At 52.9% G+C, this 19,442-nt stretch carries 20 protein-coding genes and 3 pseudogenes; 11 read left to right on the top strand and 12 right to left on the bottom strand.

Features of this window, described 5'->3' with window-relative positions:
- Positions 1–203: 203 nt before the first annotated feature.
- From urtE to urtA, 5 genes are all read right to left on the bottom strand, one after another.
- The gene (gene urtE / locus H7848_RS14460; RefSeq protein WP_208352790.1) at positions 204–899 is read right to left on the bottom strand and encodes an urea ABC transporter ATP-binding subunit UrtE; all 696 of its coding nucleotides are present in this window, start codon (positions 897–899) and stop codon (positions 204–206) included.
- On the bottom strand, positions 900–1,640 hold the full coding sequence (urtD, locus tag H7848_RS14455; RefSeq protein WP_208352789.1) for an urea ABC transporter ATP-binding protein UrtD: 741 nt from the start codon (positions 1,638–1,640) through the stop codon (positions 900–902). It lies immediately after the preceding gene.
- A complete protein-coding gene (gene urtC / locus H7848_RS14450; RefSeq protein ID WP_208352787.1) occupies positions 1,637–2,809 on the bottom strand; it encodes an urea ABC transporter permease subunit UrtC in 1,173 nt (390 codons plus the stop codon). The genes urtD and urtC overlap by 4 nt, the downstream gene beginning before the upstream one ends.
- Positions 2,810–2,813: 4 nt before the next feature.
- Complete coding sequence (gene urtB / locus H7848_RS14445) at positions 2,814–4,778, bottom strand: urea ABC transporter permease subunit UrtB (protein WP_419555514.1); 1,965 nt, start codon at positions 4,776–4,778, stop codon at positions 2,814–2,816.
- Between the two features lie 100 nt (positions 4,779–4,878).
- The gene (gene urtA / locus H7848_RS14440; protein WP_208352785.1) at positions 4,879–6,159 is read right to left on the bottom strand and encodes an urea ABC transporter substrate-binding protein; all 1,281 of its coding nucleotides are present in this window, start codon (positions 6,157–6,159) and stop codon (positions 4,879–4,881) included.
- Between the two features lie 295 nt (positions 6,160–6,454).
- On the opposite strand from urtA, the gene H7848_RS14435 reads away from it, so the two are divergent.
- Together H7848_RS14435 and H7848_RS14430 are read left to right on the top strand one after the other, a co-directional pair.
- Positions 6,455–6,811, top strand: a complete 357-nt coding sequence (locus H7848_RS14435) for a hypothetical protein (protein ID WP_208352783.1) — start codon at positions 6,455–6,457, stop codon at positions 6,809–6,811.
- A 1,144-nt stretch (positions 6,812–7,955) separates the two neighbouring features.
- Positions 7,956–8,720 (top strand): outer membrane protein, encoded by a 765-nt coding sequence (locus H7848_RS14430; protein ID WP_208352781.1) that lies wholly within the window; start codon positions 7,956–7,958, stop codon positions 8,718–8,720.
- Between the two features lie 466 nt (positions 8,721–9,186).
- On the opposite strand, the gene H7848_RS14425 is transcribed toward H7848_RS14430, so the two are convergent.
- A complete protein-coding gene (locus H7848_RS14425) occupies positions 9,187–9,591 on the bottom strand; it encodes a type II toxin-antitoxin system RelE/ParE family toxin (protein WP_336512114.1) in 405 nt (134 codons plus the stop codon).
- 3 nt (positions 9,592–9,594) lie between these two features.
- Positions 9,595–9,858 carry a type II toxin-antitoxin system ParD family antitoxin gene (locus H7848_RS14420; RefSeq protein ID WP_237072755.1) on the bottom strand — a complete coding sequence of 88 codons (264 nt, stop codon included), beginning with the start codon at positions 9,856–9,858 and terminating at the stop codon, positions 9,595–9,597.
- 74 nt (positions 9,859–9,932) lie between these two features.
- Here H7848_RS14420 and H7848_RS14415 point away from each other — a divergent pair, with 74 nt between their 5' ends.
- From H7848_RS14415 to H7848_RS14400, 5 genes are all read left to right on the top strand, one after another.
- On the top strand, positions 9,933–10,121 hold the full coding sequence (locus tag H7848_RS14415) for a hypothetical protein (RefSeq protein ID WP_208352780.1): 189 nt from the start codon (positions 9,933–9,935) through the stop codon (positions 10,119–10,121).
- Between the two features lie 355 nt (positions 10,122–10,476).
- Positions 10,477–10,689, top strand: coding sequence for a hypothetical protein (locus tag H7848_RS14410; RefSeq protein WP_208352779.1), 213 nt, complete (start codon positions 10,477–10,479; stop codon positions 10,687–10,689).
- Between the two features lie 74 nt (positions 10,690–10,763).
- Positions 10,764–11,102, top strand: a complete 339-nt coding sequence (locus tag H7848_RS14405) for a hypothetical protein (RefSeq protein WP_208352778.1) — start codon at positions 10,764–10,766, stop codon at positions 11,100–11,102.
- The gene (locus tag H7848_RS19905) at positions 11,095–11,304 is read left to right on the top strand and encodes a hypothetical protein (protein WP_237072762.1); all 210 of its coding nucleotides are present in this window, start codon (positions 11,095–11,097) and stop codon (positions 11,302–11,304) included. Before H7848_RS14405 ends, H7848_RS19905 begins: the two co-directional genes overlap by 8 nt.
- Positions 11,285–11,554, top strand: coding sequence for an ImmA/IrrE family metallo-endopeptidase (locus H7848_RS14400; protein ID WP_237072759.1), 270 nt, complete (start codon positions 11,285–11,287; stop codon positions 11,552–11,554). The genes H7848_RS19905 and H7848_RS14400 overlap by 20 nt, the downstream gene beginning before the upstream one ends.
- A gap of 46 nt (positions 11,555–11,600) precedes the next feature.
- Here H7848_RS14400 and H7848_RS14395 read toward each other — a convergent pair.
- Positions 11,601–11,735: pseudogene (locus H7848_RS14395) on the bottom strand (recombinase family protein); the annotation flags it as partial.
- 233 nt (positions 11,736–11,968) lie between these two features.
- Positions 11,969–13,312 (bottom strand): annotated as a pseudogene (locus tag H7848_RS14390) (IS1182 family transposase).
- A 107-nt stretch (positions 13,313–13,419) separates the two neighbouring features.
- Between H7848_RS14390 and H7848_RS14385 the strand changes: the two are divergent.
- The 4 genes from H7848_RS14385 (at position 13,420) to H7848_RS14370 (ending at position 17,314) form a co-directional block, all read left to right on the top strand.
- Positions 13,420–14,028 (top strand): DJ-1/PfpI family protein, encoded by a 609-nt coding sequence (locus H7848_RS14385; RefSeq protein WP_208352773.1) that lies wholly within the window; start codon positions 13,420–13,422, stop codon positions 14,026–14,028.
- 954 nt (positions 14,029–14,982) lie between these two features.
- Positions 14,983–16,158 (top strand): M12 family metallo-peptidase, encoded by a 1,176-nt coding sequence (locus H7848_RS14380; RefSeq protein ID WP_208352771.1) that lies wholly within the window; start codon positions 14,983–14,985, stop codon positions 16,156–16,158.
- A 10-nt stretch (positions 16,159–16,168) separates the two neighbouring features.
- Positions 16,169–16,849: a hypothetical protein gene (locus H7848_RS14375; protein ID WP_208352770.1), complete on the top strand. Its 681-nt coding sequence runs from the start codon at positions 16,169–16,171 to the stop codon at positions 16,847–16,849.
- A gap of 3 nt (positions 16,850–16,852) precedes the next feature.
- Positions 16,853–17,314: a hypothetical protein gene (locus tag H7848_RS14370; protein WP_208352769.1), complete on the top strand. Its 462-nt coding sequence runs from the start codon at positions 16,853–16,855 to the stop codon at positions 17,312–17,314.
- Positions 17,315–17,383: 69 nt separating this feature from the next.
- Here the strand turns inward: H7848_RS14370 and H7848_RS14365 are convergent, their stop codons facing one another.
- The 3 genes and pseudogenes from H7848_RS14365 to H7848_RS20340 all read right to left on the bottom strand — a co-directional run.
- Entirely contained in the window at positions 17,384–18,142 is a 759-nt protein-coding gene (locus tag H7848_RS14365; RefSeq protein WP_208352767.1) for a hypothetical protein, read from the bottom strand.
- 1 nt (position 18,143) lies between these two features.
- A complete protein-coding gene (locus H7848_RS14360; RefSeq protein WP_208352765.1) occupies positions 18,144–18,887 on the bottom strand; it encodes a DUF4123 domain-containing protein in 744 nt (247 codons plus the stop codon).
- Between the two features lie 324 nt (positions 18,888–19,211).
- Positions 19,212–19,334: pseudogene (locus tag H7848_RS20340) on the bottom strand (integrase core domain-containing protein); the annotation flags it as partial.
- Positions 19,335–19,442 lie beyond the last annotated feature (108 nt).

The following is a 19,442-nucleotide window of genomic DNA, read 5'->3' as shown; positions in this document are numbered from 1 at the left end:
TTGCATGCGTGAAAAAGAAAGTACTGCCGTCAATCACAGTCGAAGCGAATGCAGGTTCGCCACCCCGATAAGTGAACTATTTTATGTTTGTACCTGAGACTTTCAAAGAAAATATATGCTACAATACCTTGTAGCTTTAGATACTCATTTATTTACTGTATTTTGGCATAGCATTTTAGCTGAGGTTGTCGCCAAAATGCGGCTTAAGCAGAAAGACTGGTCAATAGTTCATCGCGCGAAATGCTGCCTCTTCGGCCTTGCGTGATTACTGTTCCTCGTTTCAGAACATAGATCTGATCAGCCAGCTCATGGGCAAAATCGAAGAATTGTTCGACCAGCAGGATTGCCATGTCACCCTGATCGCGTAAGTGCGAGATCACGCGGCCGATTTGTTGGATGATGTTGGGCTGTATGCCTTCGGTTGGCTCGTCCAACAGCAGCAGTTTTGGCCGTGTGATCAGGGCGCGTGCGATCGCCAGTTGCTGTTGCTGCCCGCCCGACAGGTCTCCTCCGCGCCGGCTCGTCATTTCCTTCAGGACAGGAAACAGATCATAAATGTGGTCGGGAATATGATGATCTGACCGGGGTAGGCAGGCAAAACCCGTTTCCAGATTTTCCTTCACGGTCATCAGCGGAAAAATCTCGCGTCCTTGCGGGACATAGGCGATGCCTTTTTTGGCAAGAACATGCGCGGGCAGTTTGTCCAGATTTCCCCCGTCAAGCTCAACTGCGCCGCCCGACCGGGGATGTGCGCCCGCGATAGCCTTCAGCAATGATGTCTTGCCCACACCATTAGTGCCCATCAGACAGGTCACCTCGCCCTGCAGCGCGTCCAGACTGATACCATTCAGGATCTGGCTTTGACCATAGTGCAGCGTTACGTCGTTGATCTTTAACATTTATCGCCCCAGATAGACGTCAATGACGTCCTGATTTTGCGTGACATGATCCAGGCTGCCCTCGGCCAGAACAGATCCTTCGTGTAACACGGTCACTTTGCAATCCAGCCGCCGCACAAAATCCATGTCGTGTTCCACCACCACCACCGCGCGGGTTTTGGCGGCCTGTTTTAACAAATTCGTTGTATGTTCGCGTTCGGCCAAAGTCATTCCGGCGGCGGGTTCGTCCACAAGTAAAAGCCGTGGTTCCTGTGCCAGAAGCATTCCGATTTCCAGCCATTGCTTTTGTCCGTGCGATAGCTCGCCCGCCTTGCGGTGCAGATGATCGGTCAGACCGATCTCTTCGGCCAGTTCTTGAACCCGCTCGTTATCCCGCGCGCTGCGCCGATAGAGCAGCACGCCAAGCGGCCCCCGGTCATTCTTCAAAGACATGATCAGATTGTCGAAGACGCTTTGATCCTCAAACACCGTTGGTCGCTGGAACTTGCGCCCGATGCCCGCTTGCGCGATCTGCGCCTCGGACATTTTCAGCAGATTCACGCTGCGTTCACCCCAGATGACATAGCCCTCATTCGGGCGGGTTTTGCCGGTCACGATGTCCATAAAGGTCGTCTTCCCCGCGCCGTTTGGTCCGATGACGGCGCGCAACTCGCCCTCGGCGATCTGAAACGACAGGTTGTTGATGGCCTTGAACCCGTCAAAGGACACAGACACCCCGGAAACTTCCAAAAGTGTTCTCATAATTGTGTCCCTTTGCGGACAAGGCGGTCTATGGCACCACCGATGCCCTGGGGGGCGAAAAGCGTGACCAGTACGAAGGTGACACCCAACAACACCTGCCACCAGTCAACCCAGTGGATCGTGTAAAACCCAAGCGGGATGGAAGGCGCCTGTCCGCCTGTGAACCAGGTCGACAACAGCGACACCAGCGCTGCCCCGATCACCGCGCCATAAATGCGCCCGCGCCCGCCAATCGCCACCCAAACGGCCAGATAGATCGAGGCGATGGGGGCGATTTCAGCCGGGTTGATAATGCCCGCCTGCGGATAATAAAGCGCCCCTGCGATGGCGGCGATAATGGCGGTGACGGTGAAAATGACCAGCTTATAGGTTTCGACCGAATAGCCCAGGAAGCGTACGCGCGCCTCATCATCACGAATACCGCGGATGACGGACCCGAACTTGCCCGACATCATCCATGCGGCCAGGATATATCCCAAGGCCAGCGCGATGGCCGAGGCCCAGAGGAACCAGATTGAGATGATTGACTGAGGTACGCCCTTGGCCCCCGGGATATTTTGCAGACCCGACAGACCATTGTTGCCGCGCAAGCCGCTGTCGTTCTGGAACAGGTAAAGCGACAGCGCCAGTGTCATCGCCTGGGTCAGGATCGACAGGTAAACGCCCGTCACACGGCTGCGGAAGGCCAGCCAGCCGAAAACCAGCGCCAGCAGGCCGGGCACCAGAACAACCAGCACAAGCTGGATCGTAAGGCTGTCGGCAAAGGCCCAGATCAGCGGGAAGTCACTGCCGCCCACAACACCGAAGATCTGATTGCCAATGGCACTGCGTATCTCGTCGTCCGTCGGCGGAATGGGCGCCTGCGCAAGCGAGGTCAGAATGATGTTTTCGGTGCGCGCATACATCAGCCACATGCCGATCATATAGCCGCCAAGCCCGAAGAACGCGAAATGGCCAAGCGACAGGATTCCGCAATAACCCCAGACCAGATCCATTGCGATGGCGATCAGGCACAGGCACAGCGTTTTGCCCAACGTCTTGATCATGCTGGTGGATATAAGGCCGATACCGAACCCTTCGCTTAAGATCGTGGCGCCCAGGGTGAAAACCGCGAGGATGCCCAAAAAGATCAGGACCGACGGGTTACGGGCGATAAAGCTGCGCTGCATGGTCCTAATCCCCCGCCGCACGGCCCCGCAGGGCGATGATGCCACGGGGGCGGAACTGGATGAAGATAATGATGAAGATAACCATATAAGTCTGCGCGGCCAGCGTGTTTGAGGGATTGAAGAATTCAATAATCTTCTGCAGCGATCCGATCATCGTGGCACCCGCCAATGTGCCCCAGATATTGCCAACGCCGCCCACGACCACAGTCATGAAACTTTGCACGATGTAGCCAGACCCAAGGTTCGCGGTGACCTGTGCGAACAGTCCAATGGCAACGCCCGCGATACCCGCGATCCCAGACCCAAGGCCAAAGGTCAGCATATTGATCTTGTCGGTATTGATCCCCATCGACGCGGCCATCTTCGGGTTTTGTGTCACCGCGCGCACCTCAAGCCCCAGTCGGGTACGCTTCAGGATGAACAGCAAAAGCGCAAAAAAGATCAGCGCCAGAACAAAGATTGCAATACGGATATAGCTGATTGAGACAACATCGTTGATGACCCACGCGCCATCCAGCCAGCCCGGTGCGGTCAGGGGGCGGGCCTGGGTGCCGAAGATGTTTTTCGCCAGCTGTTGCAGCGCGATTGAGATGCCGAAGGTGGCCAGCAAGGTTTCAAGTGGGCGGTGGTAGAGCCAGCGGATCACCGTCCGCTCCATCGCGACGCCTGCAGCAAATGTGATCGCAAAGGCCAGTGGCAGGGCGGCGATGATCGACAGGGTATAGTCGGGGATGAACAGTTGGACGACATAGCCCGTATAAGCGCCCATCATGATGAATTCACCATGCGCCATGTTGATAACGCCCATGACGCCAAAGGTGATCGCCAGACCAATCGCGGCCAAAAAATAGATTGACGCCAGGCTAAGCCCATCCAGCGCCAGATCGGCGGTTTGGTTCAGTCCGACGCGGGTTTCGATGGCCTGAAGCGTTCCACGCGCGGCATCGGTCACGGACTGCGAGGGTTCGTTGTAGACGTCGTAGAATTCGTGCCGCTGCAGCGCCTTTTGTTGTGCGGCGCGGGTTACATCTGCGGGAACCAGGCCTTCGGCAGCAAGGGCAGAGTAGGCCTGATCACGGGCTTCATAAGTATTTAGCGTCTCAACGGCGAAACCGGCCACTTGCCCATCGACGACATTTGCCACCAATGCCAGACGCTTTTCATCGTTGCTGATTGCGGGATAGGCCAGATTTTCCGCAATAAGTAATGCATAGGCGTCATCTGCGGTGAAGTCATTCTGCCCAGGCGTCAATTGTCGGGCGATATTGACGTCACTTGCTTCGGTCACCGCCACGCGTGTGGTAGTCAGGATCGGGTTCAGGGCTGCGCGCGCATCAACACCCAGATCACCGGCAAAGCTTTCAATCGCGGTGATCCGTTTCGCGTCGGTTTCCCCATAGGTGATGGTTAGCAAACGCTCCAACCGTTCTTTCAAGGCCTTTAGATCCGGGTCAGTCTCGCCATCAATTGCACCCCGCAATGCGGGCAGATGGGTGGGTTTTGGGTCCCGTTGAATGGCGATCAGGCTGTCGCGCCGTGTCAGGGGATCGGGGTCCATCAACTGAAACTGCACAAGGGCCGCACCGATCAGACCGCGTACGCCTGAGTTCGGCTTGATTTGCTTTAGATCAGATTTTTCCGCCGTCCCAACGGGCTGACCACTGATCAGATCGATCAGCTGCAACGTGCGTCCTTCTAGCGGTTCGGTCAGAAAGAATTGCTTGTCATCCTTGCGCTGCCACAGCGCCTTGTCCTGCCATAGCTCCATAACACGCTGCGCTTCAGGCAGGCCGCTGTCACGAAGGGCATCAATCGCGGGCTGAATAGTGCGGCGCGATCCCTTGGCGATAATTTCTTCATGCTCTTGCAAAATGTCCTGAATGGTTTGTGCCTGTATGGGCTGCGGAACAAGCAGCGCCATAAGCAAAAGGCTAAGGCCCAAAAGAAAAGAAAAGCGCGCGGTTTTCATTATATCTCGGATGAGTTTGGTGTGGGGGTCCCGGACATGATCCGGGACCTCTTGCATGTTCCACGAGGCCCCAGATCAAGTCCGGGGCTGCGCAGGTAGCTTAATAGTTCGACTGAATCTGAACGCAGGTGCTGGTTTGCGTATTGTACATACCGCAGCCCAGTTCCTGCCAATCGGACTTCAGAACAGCGGACTCTGGCAGGAAGTCGGTCCAGGCGTCGCCCGGCACTTCCTCGGTTTGGCTGATGATGTCGAACTGACCATCGTCTTGAATTTCACCGATCAGAACCGGCTTGGCCAAGTGGTGGTTGGGCAACATAACGGCCGTGCCACCGGTCAGGTTCGGGAACTCTTGCCCATACATCGCCTCGCGCACGGCATCAACGTCGGTTGTGCCAGCAGCCTCAACCGCATTCACCCACATGTTGAAGCCGATATAATGCGCCTCCATCGGGTCGTTGGTTACGCGATCTTCGCCCATACGGGCTTTCCATGCGGCGATGAATTCTTCGTTGGCTTCCGAGTCTGCGGATTGGAAGTAGTTCCACGCGGCCAGGTGACCGACCAGGTTTGTAGTGTCGAGACCCGAAAGCTCTTCCTCACCGACCGAGAACGCCACAACAGGGATATCATCGGCCGAGATACCAGCCGCCGCCAGTTCCTTATAAAAACCGATATTCGCATCGCCATTGATCGTGCTGATCACGCCAACCTTCTTACCGTCGGCACCCAAGGCCACAACGTCCGAGACAATCTTGGACCAGTCCGAATGCCCGAAAGGCGTATAGTTGACGAAGATATCTTCGGCCGGAATACCGTTATCCTTCAGATATTGCTCAAGAATCTTGTTGGTGGTTCTAGGGTAAACATAGTCCGTGCCAAGCAGCGCAAATTTCTCAACGCCCAGTTCTTCCAGGAAATAATCCGTAGCCGGGATCGCCTGCTGATTGGGTGCGGCACCGGTATAAAAGACATTCTTTGAACTTTCTTCCCCTTCGTACTGAACGGGATAGAACAGCAGACCGTTGAGTTCCTCGATCACAGGCAGAACGGATTTGCGGCTGACAGATGTCCAATTGCCAAAGATTACGTCAACTTCATGCACCGTCAGCAATTCTCGTGCTTTTTCTGCAAAAAGCGGCCAGTCCGAGGCAGGGTCGACGACAACAGCTTCAAGCTGTTTACCCATGACACCACCTTTTTCATTCTGCTGGTCAATCAGCATCAGCATCGTGTCTTTCAGAGTTGTCTCTGAAATCGCCATCGTACCGGACAACGAATGCAAAACACCGACTTTGATCGTGTCGTCCTGCGCGGTGGCAGGCAGCGTCATACAGCCCAGTGCAAATGCACCGGCGATAGTGTTTGTAATTTTTTTCATGGATAACCTCCATGCCGGGAGGTAATTTCGAATGAAAAAAATCATACGTATGGCCCCCACAGCTTTCTGTTGCTTTACAAGTCTTTGGCCCTGATCGGGCACCCGTGTCACAGGCCGCCCAAAGCTGACCAAAGGGCAGATTCCGGACAACCCGCCATAGGGGTGCGGCAGTACCTGCAGCATTCGTCTGCCTTTAAATCGATCAAAATTAGGTCGTATGCCTATAATTTATGCATATGTAAGATGCCACTTAGCTTTCACACAGCGCCATTGGCCTTTTCAAAGATATGTTGAGATGTTGATAAGGATATGCCACGTCAAGATTTCCAGCGTCGGCGTGGCGTCGGGGTTTATCATGCATTGGCGAAAGATATTTGGGGTTGGGTTTTTATGCGGGATTGCCTGGATGGGCTATCAGGTTTGGGTCGTTCTGGGTGATTTTGACCTGAGCGAACATCAGGTAACCGACCATCGTTTCACTACCAAAGATGCGATGCTGACCGGCAGTCTGGCTTTGCCGCAAGGTATAGATGCACCTCCCCCGATCTTGGTCATAGTGCACGGCGACGGTCCGCAAACGCGCTGGTCTGATGACGGTTATCTACCGCTGGTCAGCGCGTTGCTGGACCATGGTATCGGTAGTTTTTCCTAGGATAAGCCCGGCATAGCCGCAGAGTGATCACGGGACTTAGTTCCCATTCATATTTGCTATTTAAATGACTACTTTTGAAACAGCGCATAATATGAAAATTATCTCTAAAACAGAAGGAATAGTAATACTTGGATCAATCCGCATTCTTCTTTACGTGCCTCATACTCCTTCCTTTGGTAGCTCACTTCCGGCAATAGGCCCCTGCCTCGCTGTTCGCAGGTGCCACGCTTGTTTATATTGTTTTTGGTGGTCTGAGCTTTATCGAAACCCAAATTTTTATTAGCATTTTCCAAGGGCCAGAGTCGCAGTTCCATGACACTTACTACGTCGGTAACCCTGAGTACGCCTCCCTCGGTTTCAGTTTTATTATGGCTTTTTTCGCCGTTCTGACTTGGCTCCAAGCCCGTTTTGGAGCGATGCGCTATCCCCGCACAACTAGAGCACTTTTCTGGCCACTCCATTTAGGACTGATTGCAGCCAGTTCATCCGCAATGGTTCTCACGTTCTTATTGCCAAGACCAAGACGGTACATAGCCTACCCCGAGTATATCGAAGTCTTCAATCGAGTCGTTTCATGGGCATTGTTTGTTAGCGCTGTTGCTTGTCTAATCCTCATCGGACTTTTTATCTGGTCCGCTATTCTGAGATGGGAATCGGGCCGCGAAAGCTGACATTTGCCACGTCATAGAAAATCGGCAAATTGGGCTCTTTGTCAACCTCGGAGCAAGCGTAGCATTTGATCGATATGTCCAACTGGTTCGGATGTGGACGGCCCATTCTGGTCATTCGACCCTAGTCCGCAATGCCGGAGCCGGCACCCGCATTGCGGACATAGGCGATTGATCTCAGCGCAAACGACTCTTCAACGACCAGTTTGCATTTGAAGATTCAACGGATTGCCACAACTGCTTTAGTCTTTTTGAAAGATGGAATGTTTAGACGCAAATCTAATGCTCAGCCAAGCTCCAGAGTGGGCTGATTATTTAATATGATCTTCTAGTCCATATAGGTCATGACCGTCCGCCGGTACTTCATTAACCAACAAAAGCAAATGTAAAACTACCTGTATATCAATGAACTGCAGAAGTTTTGCGCTGTCTTAACAGGTCGCTCACAAGTTGTGAGCTATAGATGGAACGAAATGATGAAAATGAAACAACTCACTTTACTTTTGTCCATATGTGCTCTTGCGGCACCCCTAAATGCTCAGGACTGGGCCGGTTGGCATGGCGGCCTTCATATTGGTGCAGCAGAGGCAAATGGTGAACACGATATAAAAGAAGATGGCCTCGGATTTCTTGATGATCCTGTGGGTCTGGACGATATCAGCGGAGGGCTTGGGGGCATCCGTCTTGGTCATGATTGGGAGAACAATCAGATCGTTTTTGGCATCGAAGCCGAAATCTCAAATACTGATATAAGTGATCGCTTTACGAATGACGTACTATCAACAGGTGGCGGTGGATTTAACGATTTTGATTTCTACGAAACCTCTATCGAAAGTATGGGATCGATAAGGGGACGGATCGGTCGAGTTGTTGGGCAAGAACAACGTACACTGATTTATGGCTTGGGCGGACTGGCCATTGCAGATGTGAACGCAAGAAATGGCGATGCTGACGCAAGAACTGCAGGAGGATCTATCCGTCCTGATTGCGGAGTGTCCGGCGGTTGTGCAAAGGGCGACGAAACGGCATTTGGCTTTACAATTGGGGCAGGCATTGAACATCAGTTGAAAGACGTCCAAATTGGAAGTGGCGCGTTAAGTCTTGGTCTTGAATATGCATATTATGACTTCGGCAACGTCGAATTCAAAACCAGAACAGACGATCTGACACCTGCTGATCATGAGTTTGACGTAGATCTTTCAGCCCATACGCTTCAAGCAGTTGTCAGGCTGCGGTTCTAAAAACTTGCCAAGCCGGCCCTAAAGGTTTTTATGGCCGGCTTTTTCATCAAAACAGCTTCACTGCTTTAGCCTTACTGCCATCGAATAAAGATGGCTGATCGCTGCCTGGCATATGCGTGTCATATGCAGCTACTTCGACAGCCAGCAGATCACAGTGGACCTGTCGCGTTTTTGTGCCATCAATCCTGCCTCCAAAAACTAAGCCAACTTTGGAACAGTTTTACGGGGGCAAGACATAATCATCCCGGTGAAGACGAAGCCAAGTTTCTACCGGTGGAAGTGATTGCACAGCCGACACCATCAGAACCTGTGCCCGAGCCGACTGGATTGATTGAACTGGAACTGGCGAATGGTCATCGCCTGCGGATTAGCGGGAGCTATACAGACGTCAATCTGGGGTCGTTTACGCAACTTGCGACTGCCCTTAAGGTAACGCGCCGCGATCTGCGTCTATGGATAGATAACGTTACATAGAAACCCTAGACACACCCAAGCTGCAGCACAGGAATGCCTGCGTGGCAGGAAACACCCCGCCAATGTTCTGCCATGCAGTCGACGGCAGCTTGTGGCCTGGTGTTAAAAATTTCAGCACTCTTGGCAAATCCCGCGATCCTTCCATGACACGCACGATCTGAACTTCGTCGCCTGTCTCGATAAAGAATATCAGATACCGGCCGTGGCGCGCATGACGCAGCCCCTTGTGCAGATCATCCCGCTTTTGGAAACTGCCAGGGCGTTCGCCAACCTCCCTGATCTTTGCCTCGATCTCGGCAACAAAAGAGGCCGCGCGGGGCGGATTATCCAGCGCGATAAAATCCCCAATGTCGATGAGGTCTGCCTGGGCCGCAGGCAGGATAACCAGCTTTGGCACGGGTCAGGGCTTGTCAGCGTAACGCGCGCGCAGCTCGGTAAAGACCTGATCAGCTGGACGACCTGGCCCACTGTCCAGACCGGCCTTGATGGCATCCCGTAAAGCCTCAAGGTCCTGCAGCTCGGCATCGCGGCTGCGGGTCCAATCGCGCAAGGCCTCGCGGACAACCTCGCTGGTCGAGGCATACTCGCCCCCTGCTACGGTCTGGCGCAATGTCTCGGCCATGTCAGAGGGCATTGTGATGGTCATTCGTTCTACTGAAGGCATGGCCTGTCCTTTCCTTATGTGTCATACATAAGCATACTTATGACGCAATCAATCTGCAATGCTGGCGTCGAAGGATGGGTAAGGGCGACCACCACAAGGATGCCCCCGCGAACTACTTGTTTCGGTTTGAGGTCAGCAATTACGAGGTCAGCACGGTGGAATGGACGGATGAAGAGATCTGGGAGAAGACCCCGCCAAAACGGCGTTATCTTCTGCCGCCGGATTTTGCGGAGCGCTTTGACCGGTCCAAGCCTGATCAATGAAAAGGAGTTGATGCCTTTTCAATCCCTGCCGTCCATCGCCCGCCATAAGGCAGGGGACGGCAGGGATTGACCGCCCACTCTGTGGGCGGTTCTTGCGGGGGTTCCAAGGGGGTGCTGCCCCTGGCCCATGGCGATTAGCGGAGCGGGTTTGCGGCTTCGCCGGAAACAATTGCCTAGTGGGTTGTCATTTAAAATGACAATTCTGCCCTGGGGCGCTATCGTCACCCCATGTATAAATCTGCGATCCGCGTGAACAAGATCAAGTCCATCGCGCAGCTGCGCGGGGCGACGCTGCACGCTGAACGCCATGATGCGACGGGACAGGCCCGTGTGCGCGAAGGCACTGTCCTAGGGCATGGGCTGCCTGGTCCAAGGCCGAGAACAACGCGACTATCTGGGGGCCTTCAAAGCCCATAAGGCTGAGACCAGGGCCGGGGAGCGCAAAGGCGCGCCGCTGGCGATGCAGGCCCTCTGTGTGGTCTCGCCCGAATGGGTGGAACAGGCAGGCGACCTGCATGATGCCGAGAACCCCCATAACCGCCAGCTCTTTAAGCAGGCCAAAGCCTAGGCGGAAAGCTGGACCGGGGAAGGGTCTGTCTTTGGCGCGCGCGGCTTGATCTCGATGAAGCAGGCGGCGCGGTGGTGGATCTGATGATTGCGCCGGTCCGGTCGAGCCGGAACAAACCTTTGATCTCCACCCAGAAAGCGCTGACCGAGCTGAAGGGCATCGCGGGGGAACGCAATGAGTATGCCGCCCTGCAGACCTCTTGGGCAGACTGGTGTCAGCAACACCTGGACCGCTCCATCGTGCGGGGCATCCGCAAGGAGATCACTAAGCGGGAACATATGTCCCCGGAAACCTATGGGGCGGTCATGGACAAGGCACGTGAAAGCCTCTCAGAGCCGCCTGAGCGGCTGATGGACGCCCTGAAGGCCACAGAGCTGTCCTACGACGACATGGAGCCGCTAGCCTATGGCTAAGTCGCCCAATCGCTATCAAGCGACAATCCAGAAAATCTTCTTCGACCGCTTTGAGACGGGCGCGACGGAATTCGAGTTTGACAGAACGGAGCTTGAAGAAAGCTATGTCGCGCTCGGATTTCCGCTGCCGCACAAAGGACCTTGCGGTAGAGACAGCAAAACCAAACGATCAGCACTCTCGCATGGAACAGCAAGCCAATGAATTCGCCGCCGAACTGCTGATGCCCGCCAGATCAGTAGCGGAATTCATACGAGTAAGCGGGGACGCTGATCTGACAAACATTCTGGAGCTGGCTCAGCTACATGAAGTCAGCAGAGAAGCCGCTGCGAGACGTTACATTCCGCGCATCGTAGATCCCGCCGCCGTGGTTTTCTCCAAAGCTGGCGTTGTTCGTTATGTAAGATACAATGAGTTCTATCCGGGTTTATCTGTGGCGCGCGGCCATACTTAGTAACCGTCACAACGTCGCCGTCACGGAGCTGCTCCAGCATTCTGTCCAATTCCGGGCGGGTGCGCCTCGATCCGCTGATCTTGTCTGCGAAAACCTTCTCAGCACCGGCTGCCAAAAGGGCATCCGCCTGTGAATCCAGGCTCTGGTCGTCTGTGCTGACGCGGGCATATCCAATGATCATGCTTCACTGTGACAAAAACCTGCCAAAACCGCAAAGGTTTTGCCGGAGGTTTTTGTCCTTGCTAAGCGATTGCTTCTCGGCGAGATATGGAGGGGCGGCCAAAAACAACCGATTTAGGTGAAAAACTCGACCCACAACATCTAGTGTTTGAGCAGGCCAAGGCTTTCCAATCCGCTGTGATTGCAGGCAAAGGCAGTGTTTTTGGCAGAAGGTATGGGGGCTGGCTTTGCCTTTTAGCTTGGAACCATTTTGGCAAGACGTTTTAAGTTCTGAGCGGTTGCGGCGAGGAGGAATTCTTCACTGGCTCCTTTCAGGCCTCGGAGTCGGAGGCGCTTGAAGCCGAGATGGCATTTCAGATGGGCGAACAACATCTCGACTTTCTTTCGTCGTTGTCGGCTCTCGTCATAGGCGGCTGTATCGCACAGCGCCCGGACTTTCTGTCGGGCCCCTTCATCCATGTGGCGGGTCACAGTTCGAAACGGCGCGTCGGTGCAGGCCTTGCGGATCGGACACGCGCCGCAGGTTTCCTTGCTGGCGTAGTAGTTCTTCACGCGGTCGCGTTCCTTGATCCGGCGCAGAGGCATCTCGTGGCCTTCGAGGCAGGTGTAACTGTCGCGCTCCGGGCTATATTGGAAATGGCTGAGGTCGTACTTGCCTTTGGTCTGATGCTGGCGGTCCAGAACCGGTGCGGGTGGCGTGACTTCACGTTTCAGGAGCCAGGCCAGGAACGGGCCGGTGACGTATGATCCATCTGCTGCCACCCTGTCGGGACAAAAGTCGTGATAGTCCCGGCTACGGTCAAGCATTTTCTTGGCCGCGACAATCTCCTAGCTGAGCCGGGCGGGCGTGGCCTCAACATCGACGATGATGCCGTAATCGGTATCGACAAGATAGTTCGTCTCGTAGCTGAAGCGGCCAGGGCCGTCTTTCAGCGACCATGCCGCTTCCGGATCGGTCTCCGAGATATACTTGGGCGGTTTCTTCTTGGGACCGGATTGTGCTGCCCCATCAGCGTCAGCCAGTTTTGCCAAATAGTCAGCGACTGGACGCTTCACCTGATCTTGGTGAGACCAGATTTTCTGAACGGTGTCCGGCTCATCCTTGCGATCCCGGTTGGCATCCGCTTCGATGGTGCTGCCGTCGATGGCTGCATCCGTGCCGCCGACAATGCCGAAGCCAATGCATTTTTTCACGACGCTTTCGAACAGTCGCCGCAGCACATCGCCATCTGCAAAGCGACCGTGGCGGTTCTTGGAAAAGGTCGAACGACCCGGCACCCGGCCTTCCAAGCCCAGCTTGCAGAACCATCGGTACGCCAGATTCAGATGGACTTCCTCGACCAATCGGCGTTCGGAGCGGATGCCGTAGAGATAGCCGATCAGCAACATGCGCAGCATCAGCTCGGGATCGACGGACGGGCGGCCTGTATGGCTGTAGAGTGCAGCTAGCTCGGCGCGGATCGCATCGAAATCCAGCAACCAGTCGATCCGGCGCAAGAGATGATCCTGGGGGACATGATCCTCGATCCGAAACCGGTAAAACAGGTTCTCCTGCGCCTCCAACCGTCTCATCATCACCCGTTCCTTTCCGCTGATATGGCAAGTGAATCAAGCATTTGCAGTTGGATCAAGTCTCTGATTGCCGCTAGTATGCGGACAAGTGAGAAGCTATTTGAGGGACCGCTATGCGACGTATTGGTGCATTGATCTTTCCAGGCTTTGAGCTGCTCGATCTATTCGGGCCGCTTGAGATGTTCGGGCTGCTCAAAGATGATTTTGACCTCCAACTGGTCGCTGAGACCTCCGAACCCGTTGCAAGCAACCAGCAGGTGCGCGCCAATCCGGACGTGACGTTCAAAGATGCGGATCGTTTCGATGTCCTGTTCGTTCCTGGCGGTATGGGCACACGTCGTGAGGTGAGCAACATAGCTGTCTTGGATTGGATCAGAACCATGGCGGAACCGGCGGAGTATGTCCTGAGTGTATGCACCGGCAGTTTACTTCTTGCCGGTGGGGGCGTGCTGGACGGGCAGCGCGCAACGACGAACAAAGCGGCCTTCACCAAAATCGCGGATCAATATCCCGAGGTAGAATGGGTTAAACAAGCCCGATGGGTCGAGGATGGCAAGTTCATCACCTCGTCCGGTGTCTCAGCCGGGATGGATATGGCTCTGGGTGCAATCGCGTCGATGCATGACCAGGAGACAGCCGAAAAGGTCGCGACGTGGAGCGAGTATGACTGGCATCAGGACAAAGACTGGGACCCGTTCGCAAAAACGCATGGCCTCGTTTGATCTGGCCGAGTTTTTCACCAGTATCAACCGTTTTTGTCTCCGTTCTCCTCCGGCGCTCAATCCCTTTTTCCCTTTCTTTGAAAGGGGCCATATCCCTTTTGGACAACAGAGTAGATAGCAATGACCAGCCATGAAAAGATGCAGATTCAGTATCTGATACACACGAGTGACACTAAAACGCTTCTAGACAAGTTTAAGAGATTGCGAGCTTCGGGACAGAGTACCGCCGCAAGGTATCTCTTGCGAGAGGCGCATAGGAAGAGAAAAGCCGGAAAACCTTAGGCAAAACGACCGTTTTTTGGCCCTATCGACGCCCCCTAGAAGTGCGCCAGTCTGTCGCAGCCATCGGAAGCTGAAACTAAGGCTGTACTGAAGGCGTGAAGCATAAATACATGCGTAGTACGAAGCCTACAAGAACAACAAAAAGGAGGCAGCGTTATGATTTCATTAGTCTATTTCGCAATCGCAGCGATGTATATCGTTCTTGCAATTCATTACATCTGAGCGGAAAATCGCCGCCGTCTTTGAAGACGGCGGCGGATCCTGTTCGGCGCCATCGAAGTCACAAGGGAAGAGAGGCGTCCAACGACCCGTTTTACCCTAACGTTCAGCCTCTCAGGCGGCAATACGCATTATGCTGCCGAGGGTCAGGCGGCGCTGAAAAGCTGGTCTGCTACTTTGCTGTTTTTCGCACACAGTTTTTTTCACTTTTAGTGTTAGTCAATATCACTTGAAGTCCATACCAGGAGGGTTGACATAGCATGAGTTTTATTTAATTTTCATATTTAATTGATGTTTTTCAAGCTATGTGAAAAATTTAATTAGACCACAATATTCATGTATAACCCTTCTGTTTCTCCGACAACACCCCCGGCACCACCCAACACTGTTGGAAGTGGGCTTGCAACTTGTTGTCCGGTTTATGCACGATTTGAAGGCTCGAGAAACGAGACGTTGAACACATCAGCTGGCGTGATACCCGCCTATTACGCATTTGACGATCGCACGAACTTGATGCCGGGAGCTAACGCCGCGTCTTATCCACCAACAGGTGCTCAGGGGTACTGGGACAACGCACCGGTCGGTACACATCCGGGCAACAGGGAAACACGCGACGGTGCAAGTTGGATTTCAGTTCCGGTCGGAGAATTGGCGGAAGTCGAGATCCATTTGGACAAAAACAATGCAGCCTGCCTGGAGAATTGTACGTTTCGTGTCGACAGTTCACGCGTCGCTACAGCGGTGACAACAAGTGTTTCCAGCCGACGAGCGGCTTTCCTAATACGTGGCGTTAACGATGGTGAAGCGACATTGATCGCACGATGCAATGGTCAAGACATTGGGTGGTTCCATATTTGGTGCAAACCTTGGGTCACGCTGGATTTAGACTGCTATCTCGCGACATACCCCGGATCGTCTTCGCCAACACAACCGATTGATCAAGGAGCGATGGAAACGTTCCTAAACAAGGTCTTTCGTCAAGTCCTGATCAGTTTCAATGTGACATGGTCCCAGTTGATATTGCCCGCCAGCGCGCTGGCAATCGAAGCTCAGGCGCGGATCGATGCAACGACTGTGACAATGGTTGATTCAAACCGTCGTCCAACGCGTGCACCGGATATGCACCTGTCGAGCCACGCTGTGCTCGTAAATTATTTAAATGCAGTTATCCCCGCCAGCTCGCGAACAAGGTCAAGAAACGGTTATATTTTCCATAAGCCGCGCAGTGCGCGTGAAGTTACGGTTGGAGCAAACGGGAATGCTGCGACATCTTTTGCAGGGGTCGTTCCGACTGTTGGGATGCGCGTGGGCTGGAGTGTAAGCAACAGAACAACAACTTTCGCGCATGAGGTAGGTCATATGCTTGGCCTGGGTCATCCCTTCACCTTGCCAGGACAAAGACCAACGCATGGGTTGCCGTCGCACTTGATCGCTTCTTTGGGCCAGCCTGTTCCTAATCGAGCCGCCACAAATACAGAAGGACGCATTCGTGGGAATGCTCTTGCAGGTCCGACCGGCGACTTTAATGTTATGGCACTCGATCCAAACAATCTGATGTGCTATCCTCGAAAGCGCTCCGGCATGGAGTTTTTGCGTCTGGGGCAATGGGAAAAATGCAGACGCAACTAGGAGCTTGTTTATGACCAGTTCAGATGATTTGGTCGCGCTGTGCTCGACTGAGTTGGCAGATCGCATTTCGAAAACGAATTACAACGACGAAAATGCCGTTTACCTCGAATTGCGTAACCTGACGCAACAACGGAATGAAGAAAGCACACAATGCTTGATTGCTGCAAATCACTATATCGCCGAACGCCTTGCGCCGACTGTGTCCTCAAGAGTGCTAAGTACACATCTAAGCGTGTTTTTCGAGCACCTTAAGGCATTGACGCCAGTGGACAAGGCGCGGATCGCTGATCGCGTACCAGAATATATGGCGCTTTCAGGGGAACGAGCTGCTTGGGTCATCGGTGCACTGACAGGCCTGAGAATCGATATGCGTGACTATTTTGGCCCGCGCATAGACATTACTCTCGAATGGGGAAATATCCGACATGAGAACAACCCATCTTTTCAGATGATGTTGCACAATGCTGTGTTTGGGGAGTTCGACTACGACGGCTTTCGCCGTGGTCTCGACAGCGTGACTGATATGAACGTGTTTGTTGCTTATTTGTATGCTTTTGATTTTGAACGCCCGACGGGGTACAAAGATCTTTTAAGGGCGTATCAAACAGACTCTCGTATGAATGCACCCGGCTTTGTAAATCCACAAAGTATTGGCGAAATTGTCGAAGACCTGCTGCGCGCCGGAGACTGAGATATGCAGAGATTCATCGGACTTTTCGTTATATGCGCCACAGCTCTGACGGCCTGCGATATGCCCACCCAGAGCGCTGTTTGTAAGCCCGAGGCTTATCAATACGTCGAAAGCGAATTCAGCATCGACTATCGCGCACAGGCGCCGTCGCCAATTGCCGAAATCCTGTCAGAAGGCGAGGTCGAGTTCAGAAATAATGCACCGCGTCTCGTGACGCTTGGATTGGCGCGCACTGATCAATTTCAAACGATTTGGCGTACTCAGGTCACGGCACTTCTGTCGCGCCAAATACCCGATAGCAGCGAAGAGAAAACGTTTACGGCTGATATGTCATTCTTCCGTTTCAACACACCGCAAATGTTCCAGCGTTTGCGTACATGTACAAAATCGGATGATCCGCGATTTGGATACATTGCGGCACTCCCAAGACTTATGCCGGTTCAAAATGTTCTTATAATCGAATAACAACTTTATCATTTGCGTTAATAGACTGGTTAGACCTATCCCGCTTTTTATGTCAGCCCAAGTGTTCGTTTATACATCGTTTAATCCTTTCAGTGCTGTGATCTGTCTTTTCATACGCTTTTGCGCGTATTCCAATAGAATTATTTCACGCTGACTTGATGAATCTTCAATCTGGTTCGCTTTGTCCTGAACCCATGGATAAAGTGGATCATCATAAAAGCCAGTCCCCATCCAAAACGATAGTGCTAAACAGATTGCTATACCGTTTTCAGTTTCGATCCCAAGTACTTTTGCAGCTGATTTTGCATGATCTAACATTTCAAAAGTCGGAAATTCATCCTGTGTTTCAGAAGACAAATCATAACATTTGAAAAACGCTTCGAAGCAAGTTTGCGTCCGATTTTCTTGCTCTGCGTGTGTAGACATTAAATCTGAGAACTTTTCCAGTGCTTGTCGATAAATAGACAAATCATTGCCCAGATATGTCTTTGCAAAATCGGAAAATACCTCATGGCAATCTAAAATACGTTGATCGTTGCCTTGGGGTTCTTTCTTCAAAATATTAGCGATGCGGGTATATCGAGGGTCTATGTAAAAGTACGATCCAAGGAAATACATCAGGAAGATAATATATTGAGTTTCTTCAACATAATGGAATTTGAGTTGATCAGATACAAGCATGGCATGGCGAACAAAGGTTTGGGTATTCTTTTGGCCCAGACCAATGAAACGCGTTTTGTCCAGATCAAGCAGATATTTCTTATGTAACTGATAGTTTGAAGCAAATCGTAAGCTAGATTTAATGTTATTTGATAAGACCAATTCCATATTAGTCACCATCTTTTTGCAACGTAATAAAGGTATGGTCAGAGAAGCGAATTGCCGACTTGAAAATGATTATATGTTTCGCAAGAATTCTTAAGATGAAATCAGTTTCTTGCTTATGAATCAGCAATAAGCCGTCCAGAGTAACACCCTCCCAAAATCTAAAGTAGAACCACTTGCCTGTTTCATCTTGAATACGTGTAAACTTCCGGAAGTGTTTCCACAGGTCGTTGAGGCTGGCGGTTGATCTGATGTAGATGCCTGGGTTTTTGTCCCAAAGGTACCATGGGGCGGGGTTTTTGGTGTCTTGGGTGAAGAGATTTCGGGTGAAGCTGTTGCCCTCTTCGAGTTTGACGATCCAGGGGGCGACGTCGCGCAGGTCATCCTCGGCCTGGCCCTTAAATAGGCAGCGATGCTCCAGCTCGGAAGCAGCCAGCAGTTCGGGCAGGTTGGTAACCTTGGCGGCATCCAAAATGGCGTAGGTGTGGCAGGGCGTGTCCGGGTCTGTTTGCCCGAATAAAGGCTCATAGAGCGCGTCGGGGACGGTCTTGGGTGGATAGATTCCGAACTGGTCATCCAGGGGGATGACGTCCTCGATCGTCTCGATGATCAGAGGAGAAGTCTGCCCCTCGGCCGTCGCGGCCGCATCAGGCGCTTCGCCTTCATTCCAGGGATCTTGGTAGGTGCCAGGCTTGTGGGGTGTGTCAGAGATCATGGAAGGCTCATGGGCGGCAAATTCTTTCAACACGAATACGCGTCCATGCTACAACACAGCCCCCGGAATGCAATCGAAAGCTGAGCCAGACGCGGGAGGTCGCCAAAGTCATATCTCAGGTATTGCCGCTTGGTTGGTTCTATTGCGGACGGCGCGGATGACTTGAAATGCAAGGAGCCCCACAGGCCCAAACAGAAACACCACGGGCAAGCACGGAGTGACCCAGCCCCTGATCCGGGCCGTTTAGGTGTAGAATCCGTTCCTGTTTCTTTCTGTTGATTGGGTTGTGGTCAAGGCCTGCTGAGCGGAGCCCTTGCGGAGCTCAAGCGAGGCAGGCCGGGTGGTAGGGTTGAGATTGGCGTAGACAGCCGGAGCCAGCCCGCCAAGCGATGTGTGTGGTCTTTGTGTGTTGTAATCGATCCTCCAGTTTTCGATGATCTTCCGTGCTTCAGCGAGATTGCCAAAGATGTGTTCGTTCATGGTCATCGTTTCCTGTTGCGCTGCCGCCGGATTGGTTGTCGTTGCCAATACAGCGAGTCCAAGGCAGAATGCGGCTGTTGAATTCTTCATCTCGATCTCCCGTAATCT

Origin of the sequence: Pseudaestuariivita rosea (assembly GCF_017592335.1) — a bacterium.
GTDB lineage: Bacteria > Pseudomonadota > Alphaproteobacteria > Rhodobacterales > Rhodobacteraceae > Parasulfitobacter > Parasulfitobacter rosea.
Note: the sequence above shows the minus strand (reverse complement) of the source record. Positions and strands in the feature narration are given on the sequence as shown.